At 69.0% G+C, this 19449-nt stretch carries 22 protein-coding genes; 8 read left to right on the top strand and 14 right to left on the bottom strand.

The window, feature by feature from the left end:
• Nucleotides 1–9 precede the first annotated feature (9 nt).
• Nucleotides 10–960, bottom strand: a complete 951-nt coding sequence (locus ACIA5C_RS16640; protein ID WP_396055289.1) for a GlxA family transcriptional regulator — start codon at nt 958–960, stop codon at nt 10–12.
• A 93-nt stretch (nt 961–1053) separates the two neighbouring features.
• On the opposite strand from ACIA5C_RS16640, the gene ACIA5C_RS16635 reads away from it, so the two are divergent.
• Nucleotides 1054–1176: a hypothetical protein gene (locus ACIA5C_RS16635; protein WP_396055287.1), complete on the top strand. Its 123-nt coding sequence runs from the start codon at nt 1054–1056 to the stop codon at nt 1174–1176.
• A gap of 62 nt (nt 1177–1238) precedes the next feature.
• Nucleotides 1239–1973 carry a lysozyme gene (locus ACIA5C_RS16630; RefSeq protein WP_396055285.1) on the top strand — a complete coding sequence of 245 codons (735 nt, stop codon included), beginning with the start codon at nt 1239–1241 and terminating at the stop codon, nt 1971–1973.
• A 68-nt stretch (nt 1974–2041) separates the two neighbouring features.
• Here ACIA5C_RS16630 and ACIA5C_RS16625 read toward each other — a convergent pair whose 3' ends face one another.
• Nucleotides 2042–2224 (bottom strand): hypothetical protein, encoded by a 183-nt coding sequence (locus tag ACIA5C_RS16625; protein ID WP_396055639.1) that lies wholly within the window; start codon nt 2222–2224, stop codon nt 2042–2044.
• A gap of 303 nt (nt 2225–2527) precedes the next feature.
• Here ACIA5C_RS16625 and ACIA5C_RS16620 point away from each other — a divergent pair, with 303 nt between their 5' ends.
• Nucleotides 2528–3700, top strand: coding sequence for a hypothetical protein (locus ACIA5C_RS16620; RefSeq protein ID WP_396055283.1), 1173 nt, complete (start codon nt 2528–2530; stop codon nt 3698–3700).
• A gap of 271 nt (nt 3701–3971) precedes the next feature.
• Here the strand turns inward: ACIA5C_RS16620 and ACIA5C_RS16615 are convergent, their stop codons facing one another.
• The 7 genes from ACIA5C_RS16615 to ACIA5C_RS16585 form a co-directional block, all read right to left on the bottom strand.
• On the bottom strand, nt 3972–5006 hold the full coding sequence (locus ACIA5C_RS16615) for a hypothetical protein (protein ID WP_396055281.1): 1035 nt from the start codon (nt 5004–5006) through the stop codon (nt 3972–3974).
• Nucleotides 5007–5630: 624 nt separating this feature from the next.
• Nucleotides 5631–6146 (bottom strand): AAA family ATPase, encoded by a 516-nt coding sequence (locus ACIA5C_RS16610; protein ID WP_396055279.1) that lies wholly within the window; start codon nt 6144–6146, stop codon nt 5631–5633.
• Nucleotides 6147–7092: 946 nt separating this feature from the next.
• Nucleotides 7093–7560 carry a hypothetical protein gene (locus tag ACIA5C_RS16605; protein WP_396055277.1) on the bottom strand — a complete coding sequence of 156 codons (468 nt, stop codon included), beginning with the start codon at nt 7558–7560 and terminating at the stop codon, nt 7093–7095.
• Nucleotides 7561–7682: 122 nt separating this feature from the next.
• Nucleotides 7683–8210 (bottom strand): AAA family ATPase, encoded by a 528-nt coding sequence (locus ACIA5C_RS16600; RefSeq protein ID WP_396055275.1) that lies wholly within the window; start codon nt 8208–8210, stop codon nt 7683–7685.
• A gap of 135 nt (nt 8211–8345) precedes the next feature.
• Complete coding sequence (locus tag ACIA5C_RS16595) at nt 8346–9038, bottom strand: hypothetical protein (RefSeq protein ID WP_396055273.1); 693 nt, start codon at nt 9036–9038, stop codon at nt 8346–8348.
• Nucleotides 9039–9144: 106 nt separating this feature from the next.
• Nucleotides 9145–9702, bottom strand: a complete 558-nt coding sequence (locus ACIA5C_RS16590) for a pentapeptide repeat-containing protein (protein ID WP_396055271.1) — start codon at nt 9700–9702, stop codon at nt 9145–9147.
• Between the two features lie 51 nt (nt 9703–9753).
• On the bottom strand, nt 9754–10965 hold the full coding sequence (locus tag ACIA5C_RS16585) for a hypothetical protein (protein ID WP_396055269.1): 1212 nt from the start codon (nt 10963–10965) through the stop codon (nt 9754–9756).
• Nucleotides 10966–11156: 191 nt separating this feature from the next.
• On the opposite strand from ACIA5C_RS16585, the gene ACIA5C_RS16580 reads away from it, so the two are divergent.
• Together ACIA5C_RS16580 and ACIA5C_RS16575 are read left to right on the top strand one after the other, a co-directional pair.
• Nucleotides 11157–11861 (top strand): SemiSWEET transporter, encoded by a 705-nt coding sequence (locus ACIA5C_RS16580; RefSeq protein WP_396055267.1) that lies wholly within the window; start codon nt 11157–11159, stop codon nt 11859–11861.
• An 81-nt stretch (nt 11862–11942) separates the two neighbouring features.
• Nucleotides 11943–12293, top strand: coding sequence for a nitroreductase family deazaflavin-dependent oxidoreductase (locus tag ACIA5C_RS16575; protein WP_396055265.1), 351 nt, complete (start codon nt 11943–11945; stop codon nt 12291–12293).
• Nucleotides 12294–12438: 145 nt separating this feature from the next.
• On the opposite strand, the gene ACIA5C_RS16570 is transcribed toward ACIA5C_RS16575, so the two are convergent.
• From ACIA5C_RS16570 to ACIA5C_RS16555, 4 genes are all read right to left on the bottom strand, one after another.
• Nucleotides 12439–12831, bottom strand: coding sequence for a type II toxin-antitoxin system VapC family toxin (locus tag ACIA5C_RS16570; protein WP_396055263.1), 393 nt, complete (start codon nt 12829–12831; stop codon nt 12439–12441).
• Between the two features lie 16 nt (nt 12832–12847).
• Nucleotides 12848–13042 (bottom strand): hypothetical protein, encoded by a 195-nt coding sequence (locus ACIA5C_RS16565; RefSeq protein WP_396055261.1) that lies wholly within the window; start codon nt 13040–13042, stop codon nt 12848–12850.
• Between the two features lie 81 nt (nt 13043–13123).
• Complete coding sequence (locus ACIA5C_RS16560) at nt 13124–13909, bottom strand: SDR family NAD(P)-dependent oxidoreductase (protein ID WP_396055259.1); 786 nt, start codon at nt 13907–13909, stop codon at nt 13124–13126.
• 31 nt (nt 13910–13940) lie between these two features.
• The gene (locus ACIA5C_RS16555) at nt 13941–14939 is read right to left on the bottom strand and encodes a fatty acid desaturase family protein (RefSeq protein WP_396055257.1); all 999 of its coding nucleotides are present in this window, start codon (nt 14937–14939) and stop codon (nt 13941–13943) included.
• Nucleotides 14940–15048: 109 nt separating this feature from the next.
• On the opposite strand from ACIA5C_RS16555, the gene ACIA5C_RS16550 reads away from it, so the two are divergent.
• From ACIA5C_RS16550 to ACIA5C_RS16540, 3 genes are all read left to right on the top strand, one after another.
• The gene (locus ACIA5C_RS16550) at nt 15049–16335 is read left to right on the top strand and encodes a sensor histidine kinase (RefSeq protein WP_396055255.1); all 1287 of its coding nucleotides are present in this window, start codon (nt 15049–15051) and stop codon (nt 16333–16335) included.
• Entirely contained in the window at nt 16287–16922 is a 636-nt protein-coding gene (locus tag ACIA5C_RS16545) for a response regulator (RefSeq protein ID WP_396055253.1), read from the top strand. Before ACIA5C_RS16550 ends, ACIA5C_RS16545 begins: the two co-directional genes overlap by 49 nt.
• Before the next feature lie 258 nt (nt 16923–17180).
• Nucleotides 17181–18404 carry an ABC transporter substrate-binding protein gene (locus ACIA5C_RS16540; RefSeq protein WP_396055637.1) on the top strand — a complete coding sequence of 408 codons (1224 nt, stop codon included), beginning with the start codon at nt 17181–17183 and terminating at the stop codon, nt 18402–18404.
• Here the strand turns inward: ACIA5C_RS16540 and ACIA5C_RS16535 are convergent.
• Nucleotides 18401–19441 carry a WD40/YVTN/BNR-like repeat-containing protein gene (locus tag ACIA5C_RS16535; protein WP_396055251.1) on the bottom strand — a complete coding sequence of 347 codons (1041 nt, stop codon included), beginning with the start codon at nt 19439–19441 and terminating at the stop codon, nt 18401–18403. The two genes, ACIA5C_RS16540 and ACIA5C_RS16535, sit on opposite strands and share 4 nt — an antisense overlap.
• Between the last annotated feature and the right edge of the window lie 8 nt (nt 19442–19449).

The raw sequence follows: 19449 nt of genomic DNA, 5'->3' as shown, positions 1-19449 counted from the left end.
GAGGCGCCGTTACACCGGTTGTGACTTGAACGTGCCGCGATAGGCCTGCGGGGTGGTGCTCAGCCGCTGCGCGAAGTGGTGCCGCAGGGTCTGCGCGCTGCCGAATCCGGCCCGCTCGGCGATCGAGTCGACGCCCAGGTCGCTGTCCTCGAGCAGTTGCCGGGCGAGCAGCAGGCGCTGGTTGGTGAGCCAGTCGTGCGGGGTCGCGCCGGTCTCGCCGCGGAACCGGCGGGCGAACGTCCGCGGGGCCATGTGCGCGAGTTCGGCCATCGTGTCGACGGTGTGCGGGTGGTCGAGGGTGGCTAGCACGTGGTTGAGCACCGGCTGGAGGGTCTCGCAGCTGACGGTCGGGACCGGCATTTCGATATATTGAGCCTGGCCGCCGTCGCGGTGCGGCGGCACCACCATCCGCCGGGCGATCATGTTGGCGACCGCCGAGCCCTGCTCCTGGCGGATCAGGTGGAGCCCGGCGTCGACGCTGGCCGCGGTGCCCGCGCTGGTCAGGATCTTGCCGTCCTGCACGTAGAGCACGCCTGGGTCGACCCGGGCGGCCGGGAAGCGCCGGGACAGTTCGGCGGTGTGCCGCCAATGCGTCGTGCAGCGCCGGCCGTCGAGCAGGCCGGCCGCGCCCAGCGCGAACGCCCCGGTGCACACGCTCATCACCCAGGCCCCGCGCTCGTGGGCCCGCTGCAGGGCGGCGCGCACGTCGGGCGACTCGTCGCCGGTGCCATAGGGCACCACGGCGACGAGGTCGGCCTCGTCGGTGCGGGAGAGGTCGGCGTGCACGGAGATCTCAAAACCGGCATGCGTACGCACCGAGGCCCCGTCGGCCGAGCAGACCGCGAAGTCGTACGCGGGGAGCCCGTCGTCGGTGCGGTCGTAGCCGAACAGTTCGCAGAGCACGCCGAGCTCGAAGACGGCCACCTCGGGCAGCGCTATGACGGCCACATTACGAAGCATGTGAGGCAGCCTACGTCGTGTTGGCAGAATGTTGAAGGCTGTTGGCATCTCTGCCACTGTCGACGCGACGCGACGGCGAGAAGGCTCAGAGTCATGGAAATCGTGCTGGCCATCTTCTTCCTCGTGATCACCGTCGCCGCGATCGCCGGCTGGACCGTCGACTCGCGCGACTACGCCGACCGGAGGCCCTCGAACGAGGGATTCAGATCCGTGTAGTTGTCTTTCATCAATCGATGTGAGTGAATGACTGACCTCCCCACCTTAACGGAGGTTCAGTCGTGTCATTCCGTACCCGGCGCGCCGGGCTGCTCGCGACACTGACCGCGGCGGCGACTCTGCTGGCCACGCTCGTCGCCACCGCGCCCGCGCAGGCCGCAACCGTCACCTACGGCCAGGACGTGTCCGGCTACCAGGGCAGCGTCAACTGGACGGCTCAGTGGAACGCGGGCTCCCGGTTCGCGTACGTCAAAGCCACCGAGGGCGACTACTACACCAACCCGTCGTTCGCCCAGCAGTACAACGGGTCCTACAACGCCGGCATGATCCGCGGCGCCTACCACTTCGCGATCCCGAACGGGGCCGGCGGCGCCGCGCAGGCCGACTACTTCGTCGCCCACGGCGGCGGCTGGTCGAAGGACGGCCGGACCCTGCCGGGCGCCGTCGACCTGGAATACAACCCGTACGGCGCGACCTGCTACGGCCTCTCCCAGGCGAGCATGCGCTCGTGGATCTCGGCCTTCCTGAACGAATATCACGCACGAACCAACCGGTGGGCGGTCATCTACACGACCACCGACTGGTGGACCAGCTGCACCGGCAACTACAGCGGCTTCTGGGCCAACTCACCACTGTGGCTCGCCCGGTACGCGAGCGCGCCCGGAACCCTGCCCGCCGGGGCGCCGGCCTGGTCGTTCTGGCAGTACTCGTCGTCGGGCCCGTTCGCCGGCGACTCCGACCAGTGGAACGGCACCCTTGACCGGCTCAAGGTGCTGGCCTGCAACGGAACGTGCTGATGAGGGTTGGGGCGGGCCCCCTCGGCCCGCCCCAACACGTTCTCAGTGGTCCGACTCAGTGGTCCGGGTCAGGATCGACCGGGGACGCATGAAACCACCGGCGGCAGTTGCTTGCCCTTCCGCAGAGCCTGCACCGAAGAAGGCAGCGGCGAACTGAACGGCTGCGGCGCGTCGGTGCAGAGCATGCCCCGGGCCGGCAACGCCCCGGACAGCAGATAGTTGTCGATGGCCGCGGTCGCGCAGGCGCCGATGCCGTACGCGGTGTGACCCCAGTTGTTTACTGCTCAACAGCCGCGCGGTCGAATGCAGCCCGCTGGCCGCGACCGCCGAGTCGTAGTTGGTCGCCGGATCCCACAGGCGGCCAGGACGCCGGCCAGCGCCGCGGTCAGGAGTCGGTGCGCCTTGCTCAAGGGCATGCGGTCGACCTTTCTGACGGGTAACGCCGCGGCCGCGGTGGCGCGACGGCAGGCATAGTGGGAGGTCGATGCCATGACTCGCCCTCGCGTGATCGGCCGGTCAGGGCCTAGAGTCGGCCGGTGCGCAAGCGGCGAGTGATGATCGTAACGTCCGCCCTGGTGGCGGCCCTGGTGAGCGGCTGCGGGCACGATGCCGACAAAACGGCCGCGGCGCCCCGGTTCGTTCCGCCGCCCGCGCCCTCGTCGACCGGACCGGCGCCCTCCGCCCCCGCTTCGGCAACACCGTCGAAATCGGCCACACCCAAGCCGTCGGCCACCAGGAAACTCCTGCCGAAACCCGGCAATCCGGCCGGGCACGCGACGATCCCGGCCGACGCCCGGCCGGTCGACACCAGCCACCCCACCCACAAGATCGGCAACGGCACCCCGTCGGGCTGCACCTCGGCCGCGGTGGTCAAGGCGGTCGCGCAGGGCGGCATCATCACGTTCGACTGCGGCCCCACACCGGTGACGATCACCATGACGTCCACGGCCAAGGTGCGAAACACCAGCTCGAGCGTGGTCCTCGACGGCGGCGGCCGGGTCACGCTCAACGGCGGCGGCAAACACCGCATCCTCTACCTGAACACCTGCGACAAAGCCCAAACCTGGGCCACCTCGCACTGCGACAACCAGGCGACGCCGAAGCTGACCGTACAAAATCTGGCCTTCGCCGACGGCAACAGCATCGGCCAGAAAACCAACGACAGCGTCGGCGGAGGCGGCGGCGCGATCTTCGACCGCGGCGGCCGCCTCAAGGTGATCAACTCACGCTTCACCGGCAACCGGTGCGACAGCACCGGCCCCGACCTGGGCGGCGCGGCGATCCGCGCCCTGGAGCAATACCAAAACCTTCCGGTGTACGTCGTGAACAGCACATTCACCGGCGGAGTCTGCTCCAACGGCTCCGGCCTCAGCAGCATCCAGGTCAGCTGGACGGTGCTCAACAGCGTCTTCACCGGCAACGCGGCAATCGGCAGAGGCGCCAACCCGGCCCGCGGCGGCACCCCCGGCGGCGGCAGCGGCGGCGCCATCTACCTGGACGGCGACAACTTCACACTGACCCTCGACGGCACCCGCATCGAAAACAACAAGGCGAAGGAGGGCGGCGGCGCCATATTCTTCGTCAGCAACGACCGCACCGGCACGCTGAAAATCCGCAACTCGAAGCTGCTCCACAACCCGAGCGCCGGCTTCGAAACCGACGGCCTCCCCGGCATCTTCTTCCTGGGCCGCTCCCACGCCGAGAGCGGCTCAACCCTGAAGAAGTAGAACGTCGCCCGCCAGCGGCCGCCCCTTGCCCGTCTCGGTTATGGTCCAGAGCCATGGGCGCGATCAGACCGTGGCACTTAATCCTCTGCCTCATAGTCACCGCGCTGCTCATCGGAGCAGCCGCGATAGCCATCAACTCCGCCCGGCGAAGGTAGCGCACCCACACGACGATGACAGCGTGGTCCTTGAAGCCGCAGATACCATTCCGCAGGCCGTTTCAGGATTCACGTCCGCAGCAGTTTTCCACGTCATCAGATGTTTCCTGGCGTTGTTAGGATTTCCGCGCCGAGGAACGGTCCGCACGCGGATTATGCGTGTCTTTCGCTGGCTGGATCCCGCGTGTCGATGCCAATCGGCGTGCTCCGCCTTCGCCGATCCGGGCATCGTTGTGGGCACTGGCCGGCTTGGCGTTCGCCCGGTGGGTGAACGACGGTCGGTCGACCGGCCCGGCACTGACCGGCAGGCCCCGCCCCGGTCGGCTGCGTCGTGCTGGGTAGTCGCAGCGCCGCAGGCAAGAGGCTGCCGCTGCTGCCCGACGAGCAGGTGGCGGCTTGGCTGCGCTCGGCTTGGCCACGCTCGGGTCAGCGGTGATCGGCTTGGCTGCGCTCGGGTTGGCCACGATCGGGACAGCCGTGATCGGCTTGGCTGCGCTCGGCTTGGCCACGCTCGGGTCAGCCGTGATCGGCTTGGCTGCGCTCGGGTTGGTCGCGATCGGGTCGGATTCCGACTGGACGGCCTGTGTTGATGTGGCAGATAAGCCGTTCTTTAACGGCGCCGTTACGGTTGGGGCGGTCTGGGTTCGGCTCGGCTCGGCTGTTGCGGTAACGGTCCGGATTGCTGCGGGTGTTACGTGTTCGGATGTAGTGGTTCCGGAGATGATCGGAATGCGTTCCGGCTGGGTGCACGGCGCGACCACGGGTGCGATGGCTTCGGGCGCGACGACTGAAGGCGGGATGGCCTTGGGGACGGCCGGGACAGCATCGGGCGCGGCGGGTGCGGGCCCGGCGGGTGGGGTCTGGGTCACGATGTCGGACCCGGCCCGCACGGACGGATCCGCCTGACCGGCGGTGGCCGGGCCGGGCGGCGTCAACGCCTCGTCGACGCGGTCGCGGTACGTCGCCCACGCGGCCACAGTGCTGCCGTGCAAGCGTTGCATCTTGCGGGCGTGCCGCTGCTGCAGCCCTCGGTCCCGGCGGCCTGCCTGTTCACCACGGAACTCCTCGGCTTCCGCCGAATAGTTGCGACGCTTCGTGCAATCACGCATTCCAGAGGTTTGAAGAGCCGTGAAAAATGATATCTGCCCCACCCGTCGATTATCCCGCAAATCCGTTCAGTCCGGCCATTATTCGATCACGCGAAAACTTGCGTTCCAGGCATGGCCCCGGCGAATTCGGAAGCCCTAACATGTGCCTTCCCGTCCGACCGTAAAGGACGGCGACGCCGGCCATTCAACATCCGGATCTGCCGCCGCCCGAGCGCGCCTACTCGTACACCACTGCCGCACGGAATATGGCGGCTACCGTCGCCCAGTCAGGACGGTCGGGAACGGGCTCCTTCGGAACGTTCGAGAAGACTTCGTCCAGCGGGCCGCCGCGTCAATGAAGGCTTCTGCGGACGGGTTCTCCGTCGAAATATCGCCCTCTCGCGAAGCCTCACCGCCAGGCTCGCCAAGTAGCGAGCAAGATCCTCGCGACTCTCTATCCCGGCTAGCTCAGCATCCTGCCAGTTCACGATGCGCACCTTACGGGAAGCGCACTCGCCCCAAGTGTCCGGATTCGCCAGTGATCCGCACATAGCCGATCCGGCACGCTCGTCACATGCTGGTCCTCGGCATGACCGGAGATGAGTCATAGTTTTTCGCGCGCGGGGTGGTCAAGTGCGGCGAACCGGTTGAGGATGCCGCGCTGGGCTGATCGTGGCCATGCGTTATCTACGTTCTGGCTCGCTTGATCCGCGCTTCAAGATCGTCCAGGTCGATCGCGCCGCTGGTGTCGACCGGTATCACTGGGCAAATGCCGATAGGCGCCGCCTCTTTCTCCCACCGCGGCCACGCGTCGAGGAGCTGGCGCCCGTCGTTGTGGACGCGGTGTCTCCGCCGAGCTGCGTACCGGGTCTTAGCGAGCTGTGCCGGCACGTCGCACCAGAGTTCGACCACACTGGTCGGGGTGCACCGGCGTAGTCCGGCCTCGACGAAGTGCTGGTCTCGCGGCTTGAACCACCATGACTCCACGATCACCTCGCCGGACATGGCCGCCGCGAGTGTCCACATCATCTCGCCGGCCGCAATCCCAAGAGTCCGGTACGCGGCCGCGGGCAACACGTCCGCGAAGGCCTCCTTGATCGCGTCCTTGGAGATCAAGGGGGCATGGAGGACCTGCGCCAGTTCTGCCGCCAGGGTGGTCTTGCCCGATCCGGGCAGTCCGTTGACGAGGACCAGATCGAGCATGTTGAGATGGTGCCAGCAAACCGCATGCGCCGCCGTCATCGGTGCACGGATTTGGCGCCGATAATGCTCGGTGAGTAGATATCGTCGTTACGCCTCGCTGAGCGCCAACGTAAATGCTGGGCCTGGTCGGTGCGGCTGCCAGCCAGTGGACAGTGCCTGGCTGATGGCCGCAGCCACGGTGGACGGGCGAACAGGCGCGCTCGGCAGGCTGAGCCAGTTCCCGGAATGTGCATATGGAAGCGTCGCCACGAGCCGGGTCCCTGGTTCGCCGGTGAGTTCGGCAACGAACATCAACGGCGACCAGCCGAGCGCCTGGCTATAAGTCGGCTTCCGTCTGACCAGCCAGCGAAACACGAGCCCATCGAGGGCAATGCTCCTAGATCCTCTACGGGCCGGTGCCTTGAACCGCCTCCACAAGTTCGCTCCCCGCCAGTAGTTTCACCTGCCAGTTCGTCGAGGGCCCGGTCGCCGATCGCTACGCGCAGGCCCAGACCTGCGGGGCCGCGACGGCTGACCAGCCGGGCCGTCGACGGCACCGGGGCTGGAGAACGACACCGAAGGCGCCGCAGGCCGGGAAGACACAGGTGGCGGCCATTGCGATGCCGTGATCTGCGCTCCGGTGACCGGCGGCGTGGGCGTGATCTGGTCGAGCAAGCGCTGCGCCAAAGTGGCGTCGATCTCGAGGTCAGCGCTGATACGAACACCGGCGGCGGTCGCCAAGTCCACGACGTCGTCGCTGGTGAACGCATCACCTCCAAGAGTGCTCAGCCGCCGCGCGAACTCCTGCATGTTAATCATCTGCAGCCTCATCCTCGGGTTGCTATCTATCCACCGTAAACCCCCGCTTCGGTCGGCGGTCCTGCACCACCACCCCGGGCTACCGCGGCCAACAACGATGCCCAACTGCTCGGCGGCCCCCATCTCTCTGGCGAGCCGATAGACCGCATTAGGTCATCTGGTCCAGCGCGGCCCCTCCGCTATCACCATTCAGGTCTGACGGCGGGCACCGTACCGTAGCCTGCCCAGTGAAACGATCCCGAATCAAGGCTGCGATTCTGAGGTTGGTCGCTTCATTGCTTGATTCTTCCTCGGCGCCGACGGTAGCCCATCGCTCGAGCGACGAGACAACGAGTCCCCACTGCCGCGCGGTGAGTTTCATCGCCTGGGTCATACCAGGTGGTGGCCAGGACTGAAGTCCGTCATAGGTCTCGGGCCAGTCGGGCAACTGGTCCCATCCCGCTTGGCGGATACTTTCGGCCATCTCGGTCATTTTGACCCAGTGCGGGGCACCTTTACTTTCCCATTGCTGTTCCCGCAGACCTTGGATCTCGTTATCCATCGTTGCATCGATGAAAGTCCAGTCCGCTACCTCCATCACGATCGGGTGCTCGTGGTAAGGCACGGCTTCACCCATGTCGTTATCGTCGTCGTTCTCCGACCGGGAGCGCGGGAAACCTGCACGAAGCTCCTACGCTGCAGTTCCGGCTGCCCTTGGTGCACGTGCCGGCGCACCACCGCCTCTGGGAGAGGAGTCGGTCAGCGAATGTTGATCTTGGCCTCGATCGCAGCAGCGATCTGGTCGGCGCTGAGTTCTTCGGAGTTGAACGCTTGGTCGGCCGGGATCATTGGCAGCAACTCGCGGAAACGGCGATGTGCGGCGTGATGGAACTCCGGCTCGCGCGACACCCCGCGCCCGGGGTCAGCCTGAGCACGCGCGAAGGTCACTTCCACTGAGGCGTCGATGACGACCCAAAGCACCGCTGCCTGCTCCGGAAGAGCATGTGTAAGGACAGTCTGTTCTTTCACGGTGTAGATCGGCCCTACAGCCACGACGTACTCCACGCTCGATCGCATCCACTGGCCGACGAGCGCACCGTGAGCCTGGTGGGCGGCGAACCACAATCCGGCCTGGGCCGCACCGGGGACCGCCACCATTGCCGCGACGTCGTCGACATCGGCCACCACAACGGTCTTGCCCTGGCGGGTCAAGCGCTCGGCGAGCTTGTCAGCGACAGTGTTCTTACCGGCCGCGATCGGGCCCGTGAGGATCACCAGTTGAGACATCGTCCAAAACTGCCGGATAAGTGAGCGCGATGGCAAATCCAAGAAACACGCGAATCGCCTCGGCGCTCGCCGTTCATCTCAGCGTCACGACATCCGGATTAGCCGCCGATAATGCGGCATTCACGCGAAGGGCGTTCAGTTGTCGCAGCGTGGATCAGCGCGCACGCGATGGACGATGACCGTGTCCAGTGGGGCCGTCAGACCCGGCGGCGGCTGTCGGCTCGGCCAGTACGTGGCGTCGCCCTCGACCTCGGTGACCACCCCGACGAGATAGGCGACCTGCTCCTTGTCGTGTTCGAAGACGCTCAGGGTGTATTTCTCGTCCGCCGTGAGCGCTTTGGCCCCGGCCTGGACGCGCCCGGTGTAGACGTCGCTCCCCGACGGCGTCAGGTCCGTCTCGAAGTAGTAGCCCGACCGGGCATTCCGCGCCGCCACCACGAACGCCTTCCCAGGTGCCGGCCGGCCGTGGAAGCGAACGTCGACCAGGCACCGCCCGACTTCCGTGCCGCTCTGCGGGCTGTCGATCGTGGCCGTCCCCCGGGCCGTCGGCGCCGCAACCGGCCGCGCCGCGGGCGCCGCCGCGGCGGCGTTCCATCCGGCCAGCCCCGCCCCGGCGATCAGCATCGCCGCGCTCAGGTAGCCGAGCACCGGCCTGTGCTCCGGTGGCCGGCTGCGCAGGACCGCGATGAGCCAGCACAGCCCGACCACCACCAGGGTCCCGGCCGCCGCCCACCGCAGCGCCCCGGGTGGCGCGTTGATGATGTCGATGACCGAGGCGACGGAACCGAGGACGGCCAGGAGGACGGCGAGCCCGCTTACGCCGGTCATGACCCGATGGGCCGTCGCCAGGCTACGTGGATCGTCGGGCACGCACACAACAGTGGCGCGCCTCCGCGTCCGGGACATCGCCCGGGCGAGTGACCGCCGGTGGGGGTCAGGCGTCGCGGACGTCGAGGCCCAGGGCCATGGCCAGCATGATCGCCTGCTCGCCGGTGATGATCGCGTGGCGTAGGACCGTCTCCGTGGGGTCGATCGAGGAGATGTCGCTTCCTCGCAGGTCGGCGCGGGTCAGGTCGGCTCCGGTCAGCGTTGCCGCCGACAGGTCGCAGTCGCTGAGCGTGCCGCCCTCGCATTTGACCTCGGTGAGGTCGGCTTCGCGCATGCGGACGTTGCGGAAGGTGGCGCTGCCCAGGTCGGTGCGGGACAGGTTGACGAACGACCAGTCGCCGCCCGACACCTCGGTGATGTCGAAGGTGCAGCGCTCGAACGTGCTGCCGACCAGCTTGCAGCGGGTGAACTTGGCGTCGAAGAACGTGCAGTTGACGAAGGTGCAGTTGAGGAACGCCACGTCGGTCTGAGTGGAGCAGTTGAAGCGGACGCTGCGGAACTCGCACTTGTCGAACTCGAGGCCCTCCATCTCCTCCTCGACCAGGTCGACGTCGACGAAGGTGGAATCGGCGTGCCGCTGCTGGGCGAAGTCGATCTCAGACATGACGCGACCCTACTCACCGAGGGGAGCATCGAACCGGTACGCCGGAACGGGTCAGACCGGGCGGTACGCGACCTCCGGGTCGAGCAGGGTGATCCAGCCGGGTCGCCAGGCCGCGGCCCGGCGGTCCATCTCCTCCTGCAGGTTGGTGCGCCACGGGCCGGAGACGCCGTCGTCCGGCCACCAGTCGGGCCACGAGTCGTACCGCCGTTCGATCTGTACGCCGCTCGCCGAGACCTCGACCCGCAGGAACAGCCACCGGCCGTACCGCGGGTCGGATTCGGCCGCGCGCAGCGCCCGCACCCGGTCGGCCAGTTCGTGGAACAGTGCGAACCGTTCCTCGCCGGGCCGCTCCGCCGGGGGGAACTCGCCCGGCTGAGCACTCAGACTGGTCGCATCGGCGTACGCAAGAAGCGAACACCGCCCGTCGCCGGCGGGTGACCGCCCGCGCAACCAACCGACCAGATCGTCCAATGCGGAGACGGCCGGCGGAGCCGGGCGGCGCAACTCGCTCGCGTCCTGCATCGCCGACCAGACCAGCCGGTCGTGTTCGCCCTGGCTGAGCCGTCGCACCCGGCGCAGGGCGGGCCGCTCGCCGGCCGGGATGCGCGGGGGCCGGGTGCCGCTGGTGATGCCCGCCCGGCCGGCCGCGAACAGGGCCGCCTTCAGGTTGAGGGCGGGGTCGTCGAGCCGGCCGAGGAGCCGTTCGAACGCCGAACCGCTCACCTCGCCGCGCACGGCCGCGGCCAGCAGCTGTTCGCCGGCCGCCCGCACCTCGTCGCGCTCGGACGGCGTACGCAAATCGTGCCGGCCCCATTCGGTGACGATCTCGCTGAGCTCGACCAGCGTGTTCTCGGCGCTCAGCACCGAGCCCACCACCTCGACCAGGCCGTCGCCGACGCCCTCGCGGTAGCGGGCGCGCGACCACCGGCCCTCGGCGTGCCAGACCACGAACCCAAGCTGATCATTTTCGGCCAGCGGGGACAGGTTCTCCCACGGGAGCCAGTCCGGCGCGCCGGTCAGCAGGTCGATCGGCGGGTCGGCGTCGGCCGTCCCGCTGTGTTCGCGGCCGTAGCCGTAGAGCACCGCACGGGCGCCGTCGAGCAGCGCGAACCGGGCCCAGCTGCCGCCGTGATCATCGTGGTGGGCGCCCTGGTCGTCGACGAACCACACATCGGCGTAGCCGATGCCGGCCAATGCGGCGGAGATCGTCGCCCACCGGGTCCAGAGCAGGCCGGGCGCCGGCAGGTCCACGTCGGTCAGCATCTGTCCACTGTGCCAAATGCATGCGGCATGCTGTCCACCGCCCCGCGGGTCGGAAAACGCGCAGATAGTGCTGCAGATCACGCCGATGGTCCGTCCGGTGGCAAGACGGTTGCGCGGGTCAGATCTTCGTCAGCACCACCCGCCGAGAGGTCGAAGGGACACGTGGCCCTGACCTCAACCGGAAACGGATCATGCTTACCCACGCTCTCGGCGTTCTCGGCGCCACGCTCTCCATGTCCCTGTCCTGGCCTCAGGTCGTCAAGTCGTGCCTCCAGCGGCGCACCCGCGGCCTGTCGCCCACCGCCTGCGCTCTCGGGGTGGCCATGCCGCTCGGCTGGATCACCTACGGTCTGCTCAGCGGACAGAAAATCCAGGTGGTGACGAACGTCGTCACCGGCGCGGCGGGCCTCGCGATCCTCACGGCGCTGCTGATCACCCAGCCGGAGATGCGCTCGCCGCGGGCGCTGCGGCTCAGCGCCGCCAGCGCCGGCGCGGTCCTGACGGCGGTCCTTCTGAGCGGTCTGGCGGCGGCCCTTCCCGGCGTACGCGGTGAGCAGGTAGCCCCACTGCTCGGCCTGCTGCTGGCCGGCGTCTCGTTCCTGTCGGCGATCCCGCAGCCCCTGGCCCTGCTCCGCGACCGCACCCAGGACCTGTCCGGCCTGTCCCCGCTGCGCTGGCGCCTGGGCGCCGGGGCATGCTCGTCGTGGCTGCTCTACGGCCTGCTCACCGGTCAGCCCCCGGTCGCCGCGTCAGCCTTCGTCGGCCTGATCAGCGCCTCGATCGTGTGCACCCTGCTGTTCCTGCGCCGCGAGCCGCGCCCGGTCGTCGCCTTCGACCAGGCCGCCCGCTGGCGCGACTCGATCACCACCCGCAACCTCGCCACGGCCGGCGTCTGACCATCGATTCATCGCGCCCCGGCCGGCGTCCGGCCCCTCCGCTATTGACGTGAAGTCAGCTCGAGGTCGGAGCATGGGCGGATGACGGATGAGATTCGGCGGGCGTTGGAACGGCAGCAGACGGTCGACATCACCACGGTCGGGCGCCGCAGCGGACAGCCGCGGCGGATCGAGACGTGGCGCTATCGGGCGGCCGGCCGCTACTGGCTGACCGGCAGCCCGGGCACCCGCGACTGGTATGCGAACCTGCTGGCGCACCCCGAGTTCACCCTGCATCTGAAGGGTCAGGATGTGCCCGTGCACGCCCGTGTGGTGACCGACGCCGACGAGCGGGTGCGCGTGTTCGAAGAGATCGTGCCGGCCCTGAGCTGGGCCGAAGGGCTGCAGAGCTGGATCGCCGGAAGCCCGCTGGTCGAGATCGAGTTCGATTGACGGCCGGCGGCGCCCGGACCGACTGCCGAACACCCACGGACGCCGCCCCGCCGTCCTCCGGGTGAGCCTCGCGGCACGCCGGCGTCACCGCCACCGGGCGGTCACGCCGGCTACAGCGTCGTACGCGAGGGCTGACCGCCGCTGACTAGACAGTGATCAGCTCGAGCCCGTGGTGCTCAGCGAAGTCGCGGAAGTCCTTGACGTTCAGCGTGGCCAGGGGAAGCTCGCGAGCCACGCAGCAAGCCGCGATCCACATGTCATTCTGCTGTCGAGGACGGCCACGACGTCTGGCGGCGGCGGATAGCCGCCCGTAGAGGTTCGCGACAATTTCATCGCCCTCGAGGAAGGGCGTCTTGTCTATCCAGCCCAAGACCTCGCCTTTCCGCCGAAGCCCCAGGTCACGGACAAGCGTCCAATTCACCAGCTCCCCTTGAGTCACAAATGTCATGACAGGGCTCAAGCGGACCAGTTTGGCGCCCAAAGCCGGAGGGAGCTGGCCCTTGATAACCATGGAGGAAACGTCCGTATCGAGAACCACGGGCCTCTTCACCGGCTCAGGCGAGGCCACTGCGGCGCGATTCGCGAACCATGGCGATGAGGTCGTCGACCTCCTCGTCGGAGCGAAAGACGTTGGCCCCGTTGGCTATGAATTCCTCCATCGTGATCAGCGGTCGATCAAAACCGCTGTGGTCATAGACCTCTTCTCTAAGGTCGTCGACTGCATGTTGATCGGTGTTGGCTGTGGTCATGGGAAAGCCTCCTGAACCAGAGGTGCGGGGACCTCTCTAGTTTAGGCGCTAGTTGACGCATGTCTAGATGCTGAGCGAGGTTTATGTAGTGACGTTGAGCCAGCCGCCGTCGACGTAGTAGGAAGAGCCGACCGAGTACGACGCGCGCGGGGAGCAGAGGAAGACGAAGAAGTCGGCTACCTCCTCCGGGGTCGCGAAGCGGCCGATCGGGGCGTTGTCGTCGGCGATCTTCTGCAGGTACTGCTCCCAGGTCTGGTCGGTGCCCTCGGTGAGGAGCTTTGCCGTCTTGACCCAGTCGCCGGTCATGACCAGGCCCGGGTTGACCGCGTTGACGCGGATGTTGTCGCCGATCAGTTCGTTGGCCAGGCACTTGGAGAACATCACCAGCGCCGCCTTGGTGACGTTGTAGATCGGCTCGTAGCCGAGCGGCTGGGTCGCGCAGATCGACGCGTTGTGCAGGATCACGCCGCCGCCGCGGGCCTTCATGCCGGGGGCGATCGTGCGGGCGAGGCGGACCGCCGCCATCACGTGGAGTTCCCAATAGTGCTGCCAGCGCTCGTCGGAGGCGGTCAGGATCGTCTCCTCGCTGCCGGTGCCCGCGTTGTTGACGAGGATGTCGGCGCCGCCGAACTCGGCCGTCACGGCCTCGGCCAGCCGCTCGGCCTCGCCGGGAACGGCGAGGTCGGCGGCGACGGTCAGGACGCGTACGCCCGGAAGCTCGGCCGCCGCCGAGCGCAAGCGATCCTCGTCGCGGCCGCACAGTGCGAGGTTGACGCCTTCGGCCGCCAGGCCGTGCGCGATCGCCAGGCCGATGCCCGCACTGCCGCCGGTGATTACGGCGACCTTGCCGGTGAGTTGAAGATCCATGCCGGGTTCCCCTCGGATTGAAGACTTGCGGCTATCGCCGCAAATCCTCCCCGACGGCGTGGAGGTGGCGCAGCGCTTGACCGTACGAGTCGAGCAGTCCCGTCATCTCGTAGGACACGTCGATCTCGGCGCAGTAGGCCTGCACGATCGGCTGGGCCTTGCGCAGGTTGGGTGTCGGCATGGCCGGGAACAGGTGGTGCTCGATCTGGTAGTTGAGGCCGCCCAGCGCCGTGTCGACGAACCGGCTGCCGCGGACGTTGCGGGAGGTCAGCACCTGCTTGCGAAGAAAGTCCTCGGTGCCGTCGGGATGCGGCATGCCCTTGTGGTTGGGGGCGAAGGTGAGGCCCAGGTAGACCCCGAAGAGCGCCTGGTGGACGACGAAGAAGGCCAGCGCCTGCAGAGGGCTGAGCACCACCAGGAGCGCGCTCACGTAGAAGACGAAGTGGGCCGCCAGCAGGGCCGCCTCGAGACCCCGCCGCTTTACGGTGCCGTTGCGCAGCGCCCGGATGCTGTCGCGCTTGAGCGAGAGGCCGAGCAGAGTGAGCAGCGGGAAGAAGAACCACGCCTGGTAGCGGGTGAGGAAACCCTTGCCCCGGGCGGCCTCGCGGCTCCAGACGAGCACACCGGGACCCACGTCGGGGTCGAGGTCGTCGTGGTTGGGGTTGGCGTGGTGCTTGGTGTGCTTGTCCATCCAATAGCCGTAGGACATGCCGATCACCAGGTTGCCCGCGACCATGCCGGCACGGGCGCTCGGGGTGTTGGTGCGGAAGACCTGCCGGTGCGCGAGGTCGTGGGCGATCAGCGCCACCTGGGTGAACACGACGGCCAGCAGGCCGGCCACGGCCAGCGTCCACCAGGAGGAGCCGACCAGGAAGAAGGCTGTCCAGCCGCCGATCACGGCCAAGGACACCAGGCTCAGGCGCGCGACATAGTAGGCCGGGCGTCGCCTCAGCAGACCGGCCGCGTTGATCCGGCGGCCGAGCTCGGCGAAGTCGGACGCCGTGCGTGGTGGCTCGATCGTTGTCGTCATGACGCTCAAGCAAACCGGGCCGGGCCGTCGAAGTCAGTGAAGCCAGTACCCGACTCATGGTAGGGCTAGCACTACTGAGTTTTCCGCGCCCGCGGACCAGGATAAGGGCATGGAGACGCGTGACTGGATTCGCAACGGCCGGCGGGCGGTCGGCTGGGGAGCCGTGTCGATCGTCCTCGCCTTGACCAACATCCCGCTCATCGTCCTCTTTCTCGTGTCGCTCGCGCTGACGCCGGTGCTCGGCCTCGGGCTGGTCCTGTTCCCGCCGGTCGTCCGTCTGGTCCGGGCGCGCACCGACCTGTCCCGCCGGCTCGCCGCCGACTGGGGCGTCGCGGTCGACCGGCCCTACAAACCCGAGCCGCCGGGCATGCGACCGGTCGGCTGGTCCCGCTGGCGCTTCCTCGTCACCGACTCGGCGACGTGGCAGGACCTGGCCTGGCTCCTGCCCGGGTTCCTGGCCGCCCTGGTGCTCGGCCTGCTCACGCTGGTGCTCCCGGCGTACGGTCTCGAGGGCATGCTGCTGATCCCGCTCTGGGTCTGGCTCGGCGTCGGCGACTACGGCTACGGCGTTTTCTGGCCTTTCCACAGCGTCGGCGAGGCCTTCCTCTCGCTGCCCCAGGGCACGCTGTTCCTCGGCATCGGACTCGCGCTGGCGCCCTACCTCCGCCGGTGGGACGCGCAGTTCGCCCGGCTGCTTCTCGCACCGACCCCGGCCGCCCGGCTGCGGCTGCGAGTCACCCAGCTGACCGTCACCCGGGCCGATTCGGTCGACGCCCAGGCGGCCGAGTTACGCCGCATCGAGCGCGACCTGCACGACGGCGCCCAGGCCCGGCTGGTCTCGCTCGGCATGGCGATCGGGCTGGCCGAGGAGATCGTCGAGCACGACCCGGTGGCCGCCCGCAAGCTCCTCGCCGAGGCGCGCGAGTCGAGCACGACCGCGCTGGTCGAGCTGCGCCACCTGGTGCGCGGCATCCACCCGCCGGTGCTGGCCGAGCGCGGCCTCGACGGCGCGGTACGTGCCCTCGCCCTGCACCTGCCGGTCCCGGTCAACGTCGACTCCGAGGTCACCGGGCGGCTGCCGACGCCGGTCGAGTCGGCGGCCTACTTCGCGGTCGCCGAGGCGCTGGCCAACCTGACCCGGCACAGCGGGGCCCGCTTCGGGTTCGTGGTGCTGCGGCACGACGACGACCGGCTGCAGATGCAGGTGGGCGACGACGGGCACGGCGGCGCCGACCCGACCGGCGGCACCGGGCTGCGCGGCATCCAGCGCCGCCTGGCCGCTTTCGATGGCACGATGACGCTGTCCAGCCCGCCGGGCGGGCCGACCCTCGTGACCATGGAGCTGCCGTGCGTGTCGTCATCGCCGAAGACCATGCTCTCCTCCGAGACGGGCTGACCCGCATCCTGGAGGCGTTCGAGTTCGAGGTGGTGACGACGGTCGACAACGGGCCGGCACTGCTGCCGGCTCTGACCGCGGAGCGGCCCGACGTGGCGGTGGTCGACGTGCGGCTCCCGCCCACGTTCACCGACGAGGGGCTGCAGGCGGCGATCGCGGCCCGGGCGACGATTCCGGGACTGCCGATCCTGGTGCTGTCCCAGCACGTCGAGCCGCTCTATGCGCGGGAGCTGCTGGGCGACAGCGGGGGCGGCGTCGGCTACCTGCTGAAGGACCGGGTGTCCAATGTGGCGCACTTCGTCGACGCGGTGCGGCGGGTGGCGTCCGGCGGCACGGTGATGGACCCGGAGGTGATCGGGCGGCTGCTCGAGCGCAGCGGGCCGCTCGACGTGCTGACGCTGCGGGAACGCGAGGTGCTGGGCCAGATGGCCGAGGGCCGGTCCAACGGGGCGATCGCGGCCAGGCTGTTCGTCACCGAAAAGGCGGTGAGCAAGCACATCAACAGCATCTTCGCCAAGCTCGGGCTCCCACCGTCCGATGACGACAATCGCCGGGTGCTCGCTGTACTGGCCTATTTGGACGCCTGACGGGTGTCCACCGCACGGGTGACTCTCTGGGCGGCAAAACCGGTGTTAACCGGGTGAAGCGCCCAATGATCACGAAACTTGGCACGGAGGCATCGATCGGACCGCCCTAATCTCCCCGCGTCACAGCGGGCTAGGGAGGTTACGGTGCGCAGAAGGACGTTCGTGGTCGCCGGGATCGCAGCGCTGACCGCCGGATGCAGCGGTTCGAAGGACGACGCGGGGCCGCCGGTCAAGGTCACGCTGCTGACCTCGTACGGGATGCGCGGCCGGGATGCCTATGCCTATGTCGCCTTGGAGAGGGGCTATTTCCGGGCGGCCGGGTTCGACGTCTCGATCGAGCCGGGAGGCGATTTCGCGGCCGGTCTGCGGCGGCTGGTGAACGGTGGGGGCCCGGTTTTCGCCGCGCTCGACCTGACCGCATGCCTGCTCGCGGCGGCCGCTCCGGCTCTGCCGAGCGACATCGGCCCGGGCGACCCCGCAGCAGCAGCGGCCGGGACGGGCCGCGGTAAACCCGGAGCAGGACCGGTCGCACCCGCGGCAGGGCAGGCCGGCCCCGGCACGGCACAGGGCGGCCCGGGCGCAGGACCGGGTGGACCCGGCGCAGGACCGGGTGGACCCGGCGCAGGATCAGGCGGACCCGGCGCAGGACCAGGCGGACCCGGCGCAGGACCAGGCGGACCCGGCGCAGGACCAAGCGGACCCGGCGCAGGACCAAGCGGACCCGGCGCAGGACCAGGCGGACCCGGCGGGCCCGGCGCGGCGGGCGGAGCGGGCGGACCGGGCGGGGGCAACGGAGGGGGCGGGTCGGGTCGGATTCGGGTTCTGGCCGGCATTCATCAGCGGACGACGGCCGCGATCCTCGCGCCCGGAGGCGGGAAAATCGGCACGCCCCGGGACCTTCGGGGCAAGGTCCTCGCCGACCTGCCCGGGTCGACCGTGCGGAGCCTGTTCCCGGCCTATGCCCGGCTGGCCGGGATCGACCCGGCCCGCACCGCCTGGGTGGCCGCCACCCCGCAGAGCGTGGGGAAGGAGTTGGCGGCCGGCCAGGTCGCCGGCGTCGGGGACACCGTCGTCGGGCGCTGGGCCGTTGAGGCGGCGACCCACGGGCGTACTGCGGTGGTGCTGGCCTACAGCGACCAGTTGCAGGATCTCTACGGTGATGCGCTGGTGACTTCCGCGGCGTACGCGCAAGCCGAGCCGGGCAGCGCCCGGAAGTTCGCCGCCGCGCTGCTCCGCGGCCTGGCCGATGCGATCGACGACCCGGCGGCGGCCGGCGTGATCATGCACAAGTATGTGCCCGCGGTCGGCGCGCAGGCCGCCGCGGCTGAAATGGCGCTGCTGGCGCCTTATGTCCGTTCGTCGGCCGAGGGTCTCCCGGTCGGCGCCCTCGACGCCAACCGGGTGGCCCGCGGCATCGCCCTGTTGCAGGGCGCCGGCCAGATCGGTCCGGGCCTCACCCCGGACCAGGTGATGACCGTTTAGCGGCCCCAGCTGAGTTTCGCGACCCGGCCCTCCTCGCCGGAGGCCCAGCAGGCGCCGTCGTGGGCGCACATGACCGCGTCGAAGCTGCCGGTGTCGAACGGCTTCCAGTTGCGTCCGCCGTCGAGCGAGACGTCGCTGCCGGTGGGCCCGACCGCCAGGGTGGCTGGTCCGTGGCCGATCCAGGCCGCGCCGGACCGGTACGCCCCGGGCACCGTGGAGGACACCGTCCAGCGGTGCCCGGCGAGGTAGGCCGACCCGTCGGGTGCCGCCGTGGGTGTCACGTAGTCGCCGCCCACCGCGATGCCGTGGGACGGGTCGGCGAAGGCCAGGCTGTAGATGCCGGCGCTGGCCCCGCTGGGCAGCGGCGAGTCGACCACCTTCCAGCTGTGTCCGAAGTCGGCCGAGGAGAAGATGCGCGAGGTCGCGCCGCCGCCGGACGCGAAGTAGGCCCGGCCGTGGGTCGACACCAGGCAGGTGCCGCTGGCGGCGAACGCGAACTCGCCGGTGAGCGCGGCCGGCATGCCCGCCGGTGAGCGCAACGCCCAGTGCCGGCCGCCGTCCGAGGTCGCGAGAATGCGGAACTTGCCGTCGACCGGGTCGGACAGGGCGAGCCCGTGCCGCGGGTCGAGGAAGGTCATGCAGTCGTAGAAGGCGGCCGGGTCGTCATTTTGAAATGTCTGCGTCCAGGAGGAGCCGCCGTCGGACGTCGAGTAGATGCGCGAGTCGGTGCCTTCGCCGATGGTGAGGGCGACCGCGTGCCGGGCGTCGAACGCCTCGATGTCGCGGAATTCGAGCGCCGACGCGTCGGCCGGGCCGACCGAGGCCCAGTGCCGGCCGCCGTCGACCGTGCGCAGGACGGTGCCGGCCGTGCCCGCGACCCAGGCGACCGAGGCGCTGACCGGCGACAGGCCACGGAAACGCGCGGTTGAAGACGTGTCCGTAAGGTGCCAGGACAGGTGGGGGCCGGAGGTGAAGCCGGTCAGGCCGGCAACCGTGGTCATGGCGAGTGCGGCAATCGACAACCTTCGCAGTCTCATGATCAGAC

It is taken from the genome of Actinoplanes sp. NPDC051343, assembly GCF_044455125.1.
Taxonomy (GTDB): Bacteria; Actinomycetota; Actinomycetes; order Mycobacteriales; family Micromonosporaceae; genus Actinoplanes.
The sequence above is the reverse complement of the archived record's forward strand: the minus strand, read 5'-3'. Positions and strand labels throughout refer to the sequence as shown.

What these genes read in the sequence shown, in the direction of transcription:
- ACIA5C_RS16565 (WP_396055261.1), bottom strand. Translation starts at nt 13,042, where the DNA reads ATGACCACAGCCAACACCGATCAACATGCAGTCGACGACCTTAGAGAA.
- ACIA5C_RS16635 (WP_396055287.1), top strand. Translation starts at nt 1,054, where the DNA reads ATGGAAATCGTGCTGGCCATCTTCTTCCTCGTGATCACCGTCGCCGCG.
- ACIA5C_RS16540 (WP_396055637.1), top strand. Translation starts at nt 17,181, where the DNA reads ATGCGCGGCCGGGATGCCTATGCCTATGTCGCCTTGGAGAGGGGCTAT.
- ACIA5C_RS16620 (WP_396055283.1), top strand. Translation starts at nt 2,528, where the DNA reads ATGATCGTAACGTCCGCCCTGGTGGCGGCCCTGGTGAGCGGCTGCGGG.
- ACIA5C_RS16600 (WP_396055275.1), bottom strand. Translation starts at nt 8,210, where the DNA reads ATGTCTCAACTGGTGATCCTCACGGGCCCGATCGCGGCCGGTAAGAAC.
- ACIA5C_RS16595 (WP_396055273.1), bottom strand. Translation starts at nt 9,038, where the DNA reads ATGACCGGCGTAAGCGGGCTCGCCGTCCTCCTGGCCGTCCTCGGTTCC.
- ACIA5C_RS16575 (WP_396055265.1), top strand. Translation starts at nt 11,943, where the DNA reads ATGACGGATGAGATTCGGCGGGCGTTGGAACGGCAGCAGACGGTCGAC.
- ACIA5C_RS16580 (WP_396055267.1), top strand. Translation starts at nt 11,157, where the DNA reads ATGCTTACCCACGCTCTCGGCGTTCTCGGCGCCACGCTCTCCATGTCC.
- ACIA5C_RS16640 (WP_396055289.1), bottom strand. Translation starts at nt 960, where the DNA reads ATGCTTCGTAATGTGGCCGTCATAGCGCTGCCCGAGGTGGCCGTCTTC.
- ACIA5C_RS16535 (WP_396055251.1), bottom strand. Translation starts at nt 19,441, where the DNA reads ATGAGACTGCGAAGGTTGTCGATTGCCGCACTCGCCATGACCACGGTT.
- ACIA5C_RS16585 (WP_396055269.1), bottom strand. Translation starts at nt 10,965, where the DNA reads ATGCTGACCGACGTGGACCTGCCGGCGCCCGGCCTGCTCTGGACCCGG.
- ACIA5C_RS16590 (WP_396055271.1), bottom strand. Translation starts at nt 9,702, where the DNA reads ATGTCTGAGATCGACTTCGCCCAGCAGCGGCACGCCGATTCCACCTTC.
- ACIA5C_RS16610 (WP_396055279.1), bottom strand. Translation starts at nt 6,146, where the DNA reads ATGCTCGATCTGGTCCTCGTCAACGGACTGCCCGGATCGGGCAAGACC.
- ACIA5C_RS16605 (WP_396055277.1), bottom strand. Translation starts at nt 7,560, where the DNA reads ATGGGTGAAGCCGTGCCTTACCACGAGCACCCGATCGTGATGGAGGTA.
- ACIA5C_RS16550 (WP_396055255.1), top strand. Translation starts at nt 15,049, where the DNA reads ATGGAGACGCGTGACTGGATTCGCAACGGCCGGCGGGCGGTCGGCTGG.
- ACIA5C_RS16560 (WP_396055259.1), bottom strand. Translation starts at nt 13,909, where the DNA reads ATGGATCTTCAACTCACCGGCAAGGTCGCCGTAATCACCGGCGGCAGT.
- ACIA5C_RS16555 (WP_396055257.1), bottom strand. Translation starts at nt 14,939, where the DNA reads ATGACGACAACGATCGAGCCACCACGCACGGCGTCCGACTTCGCCGAG.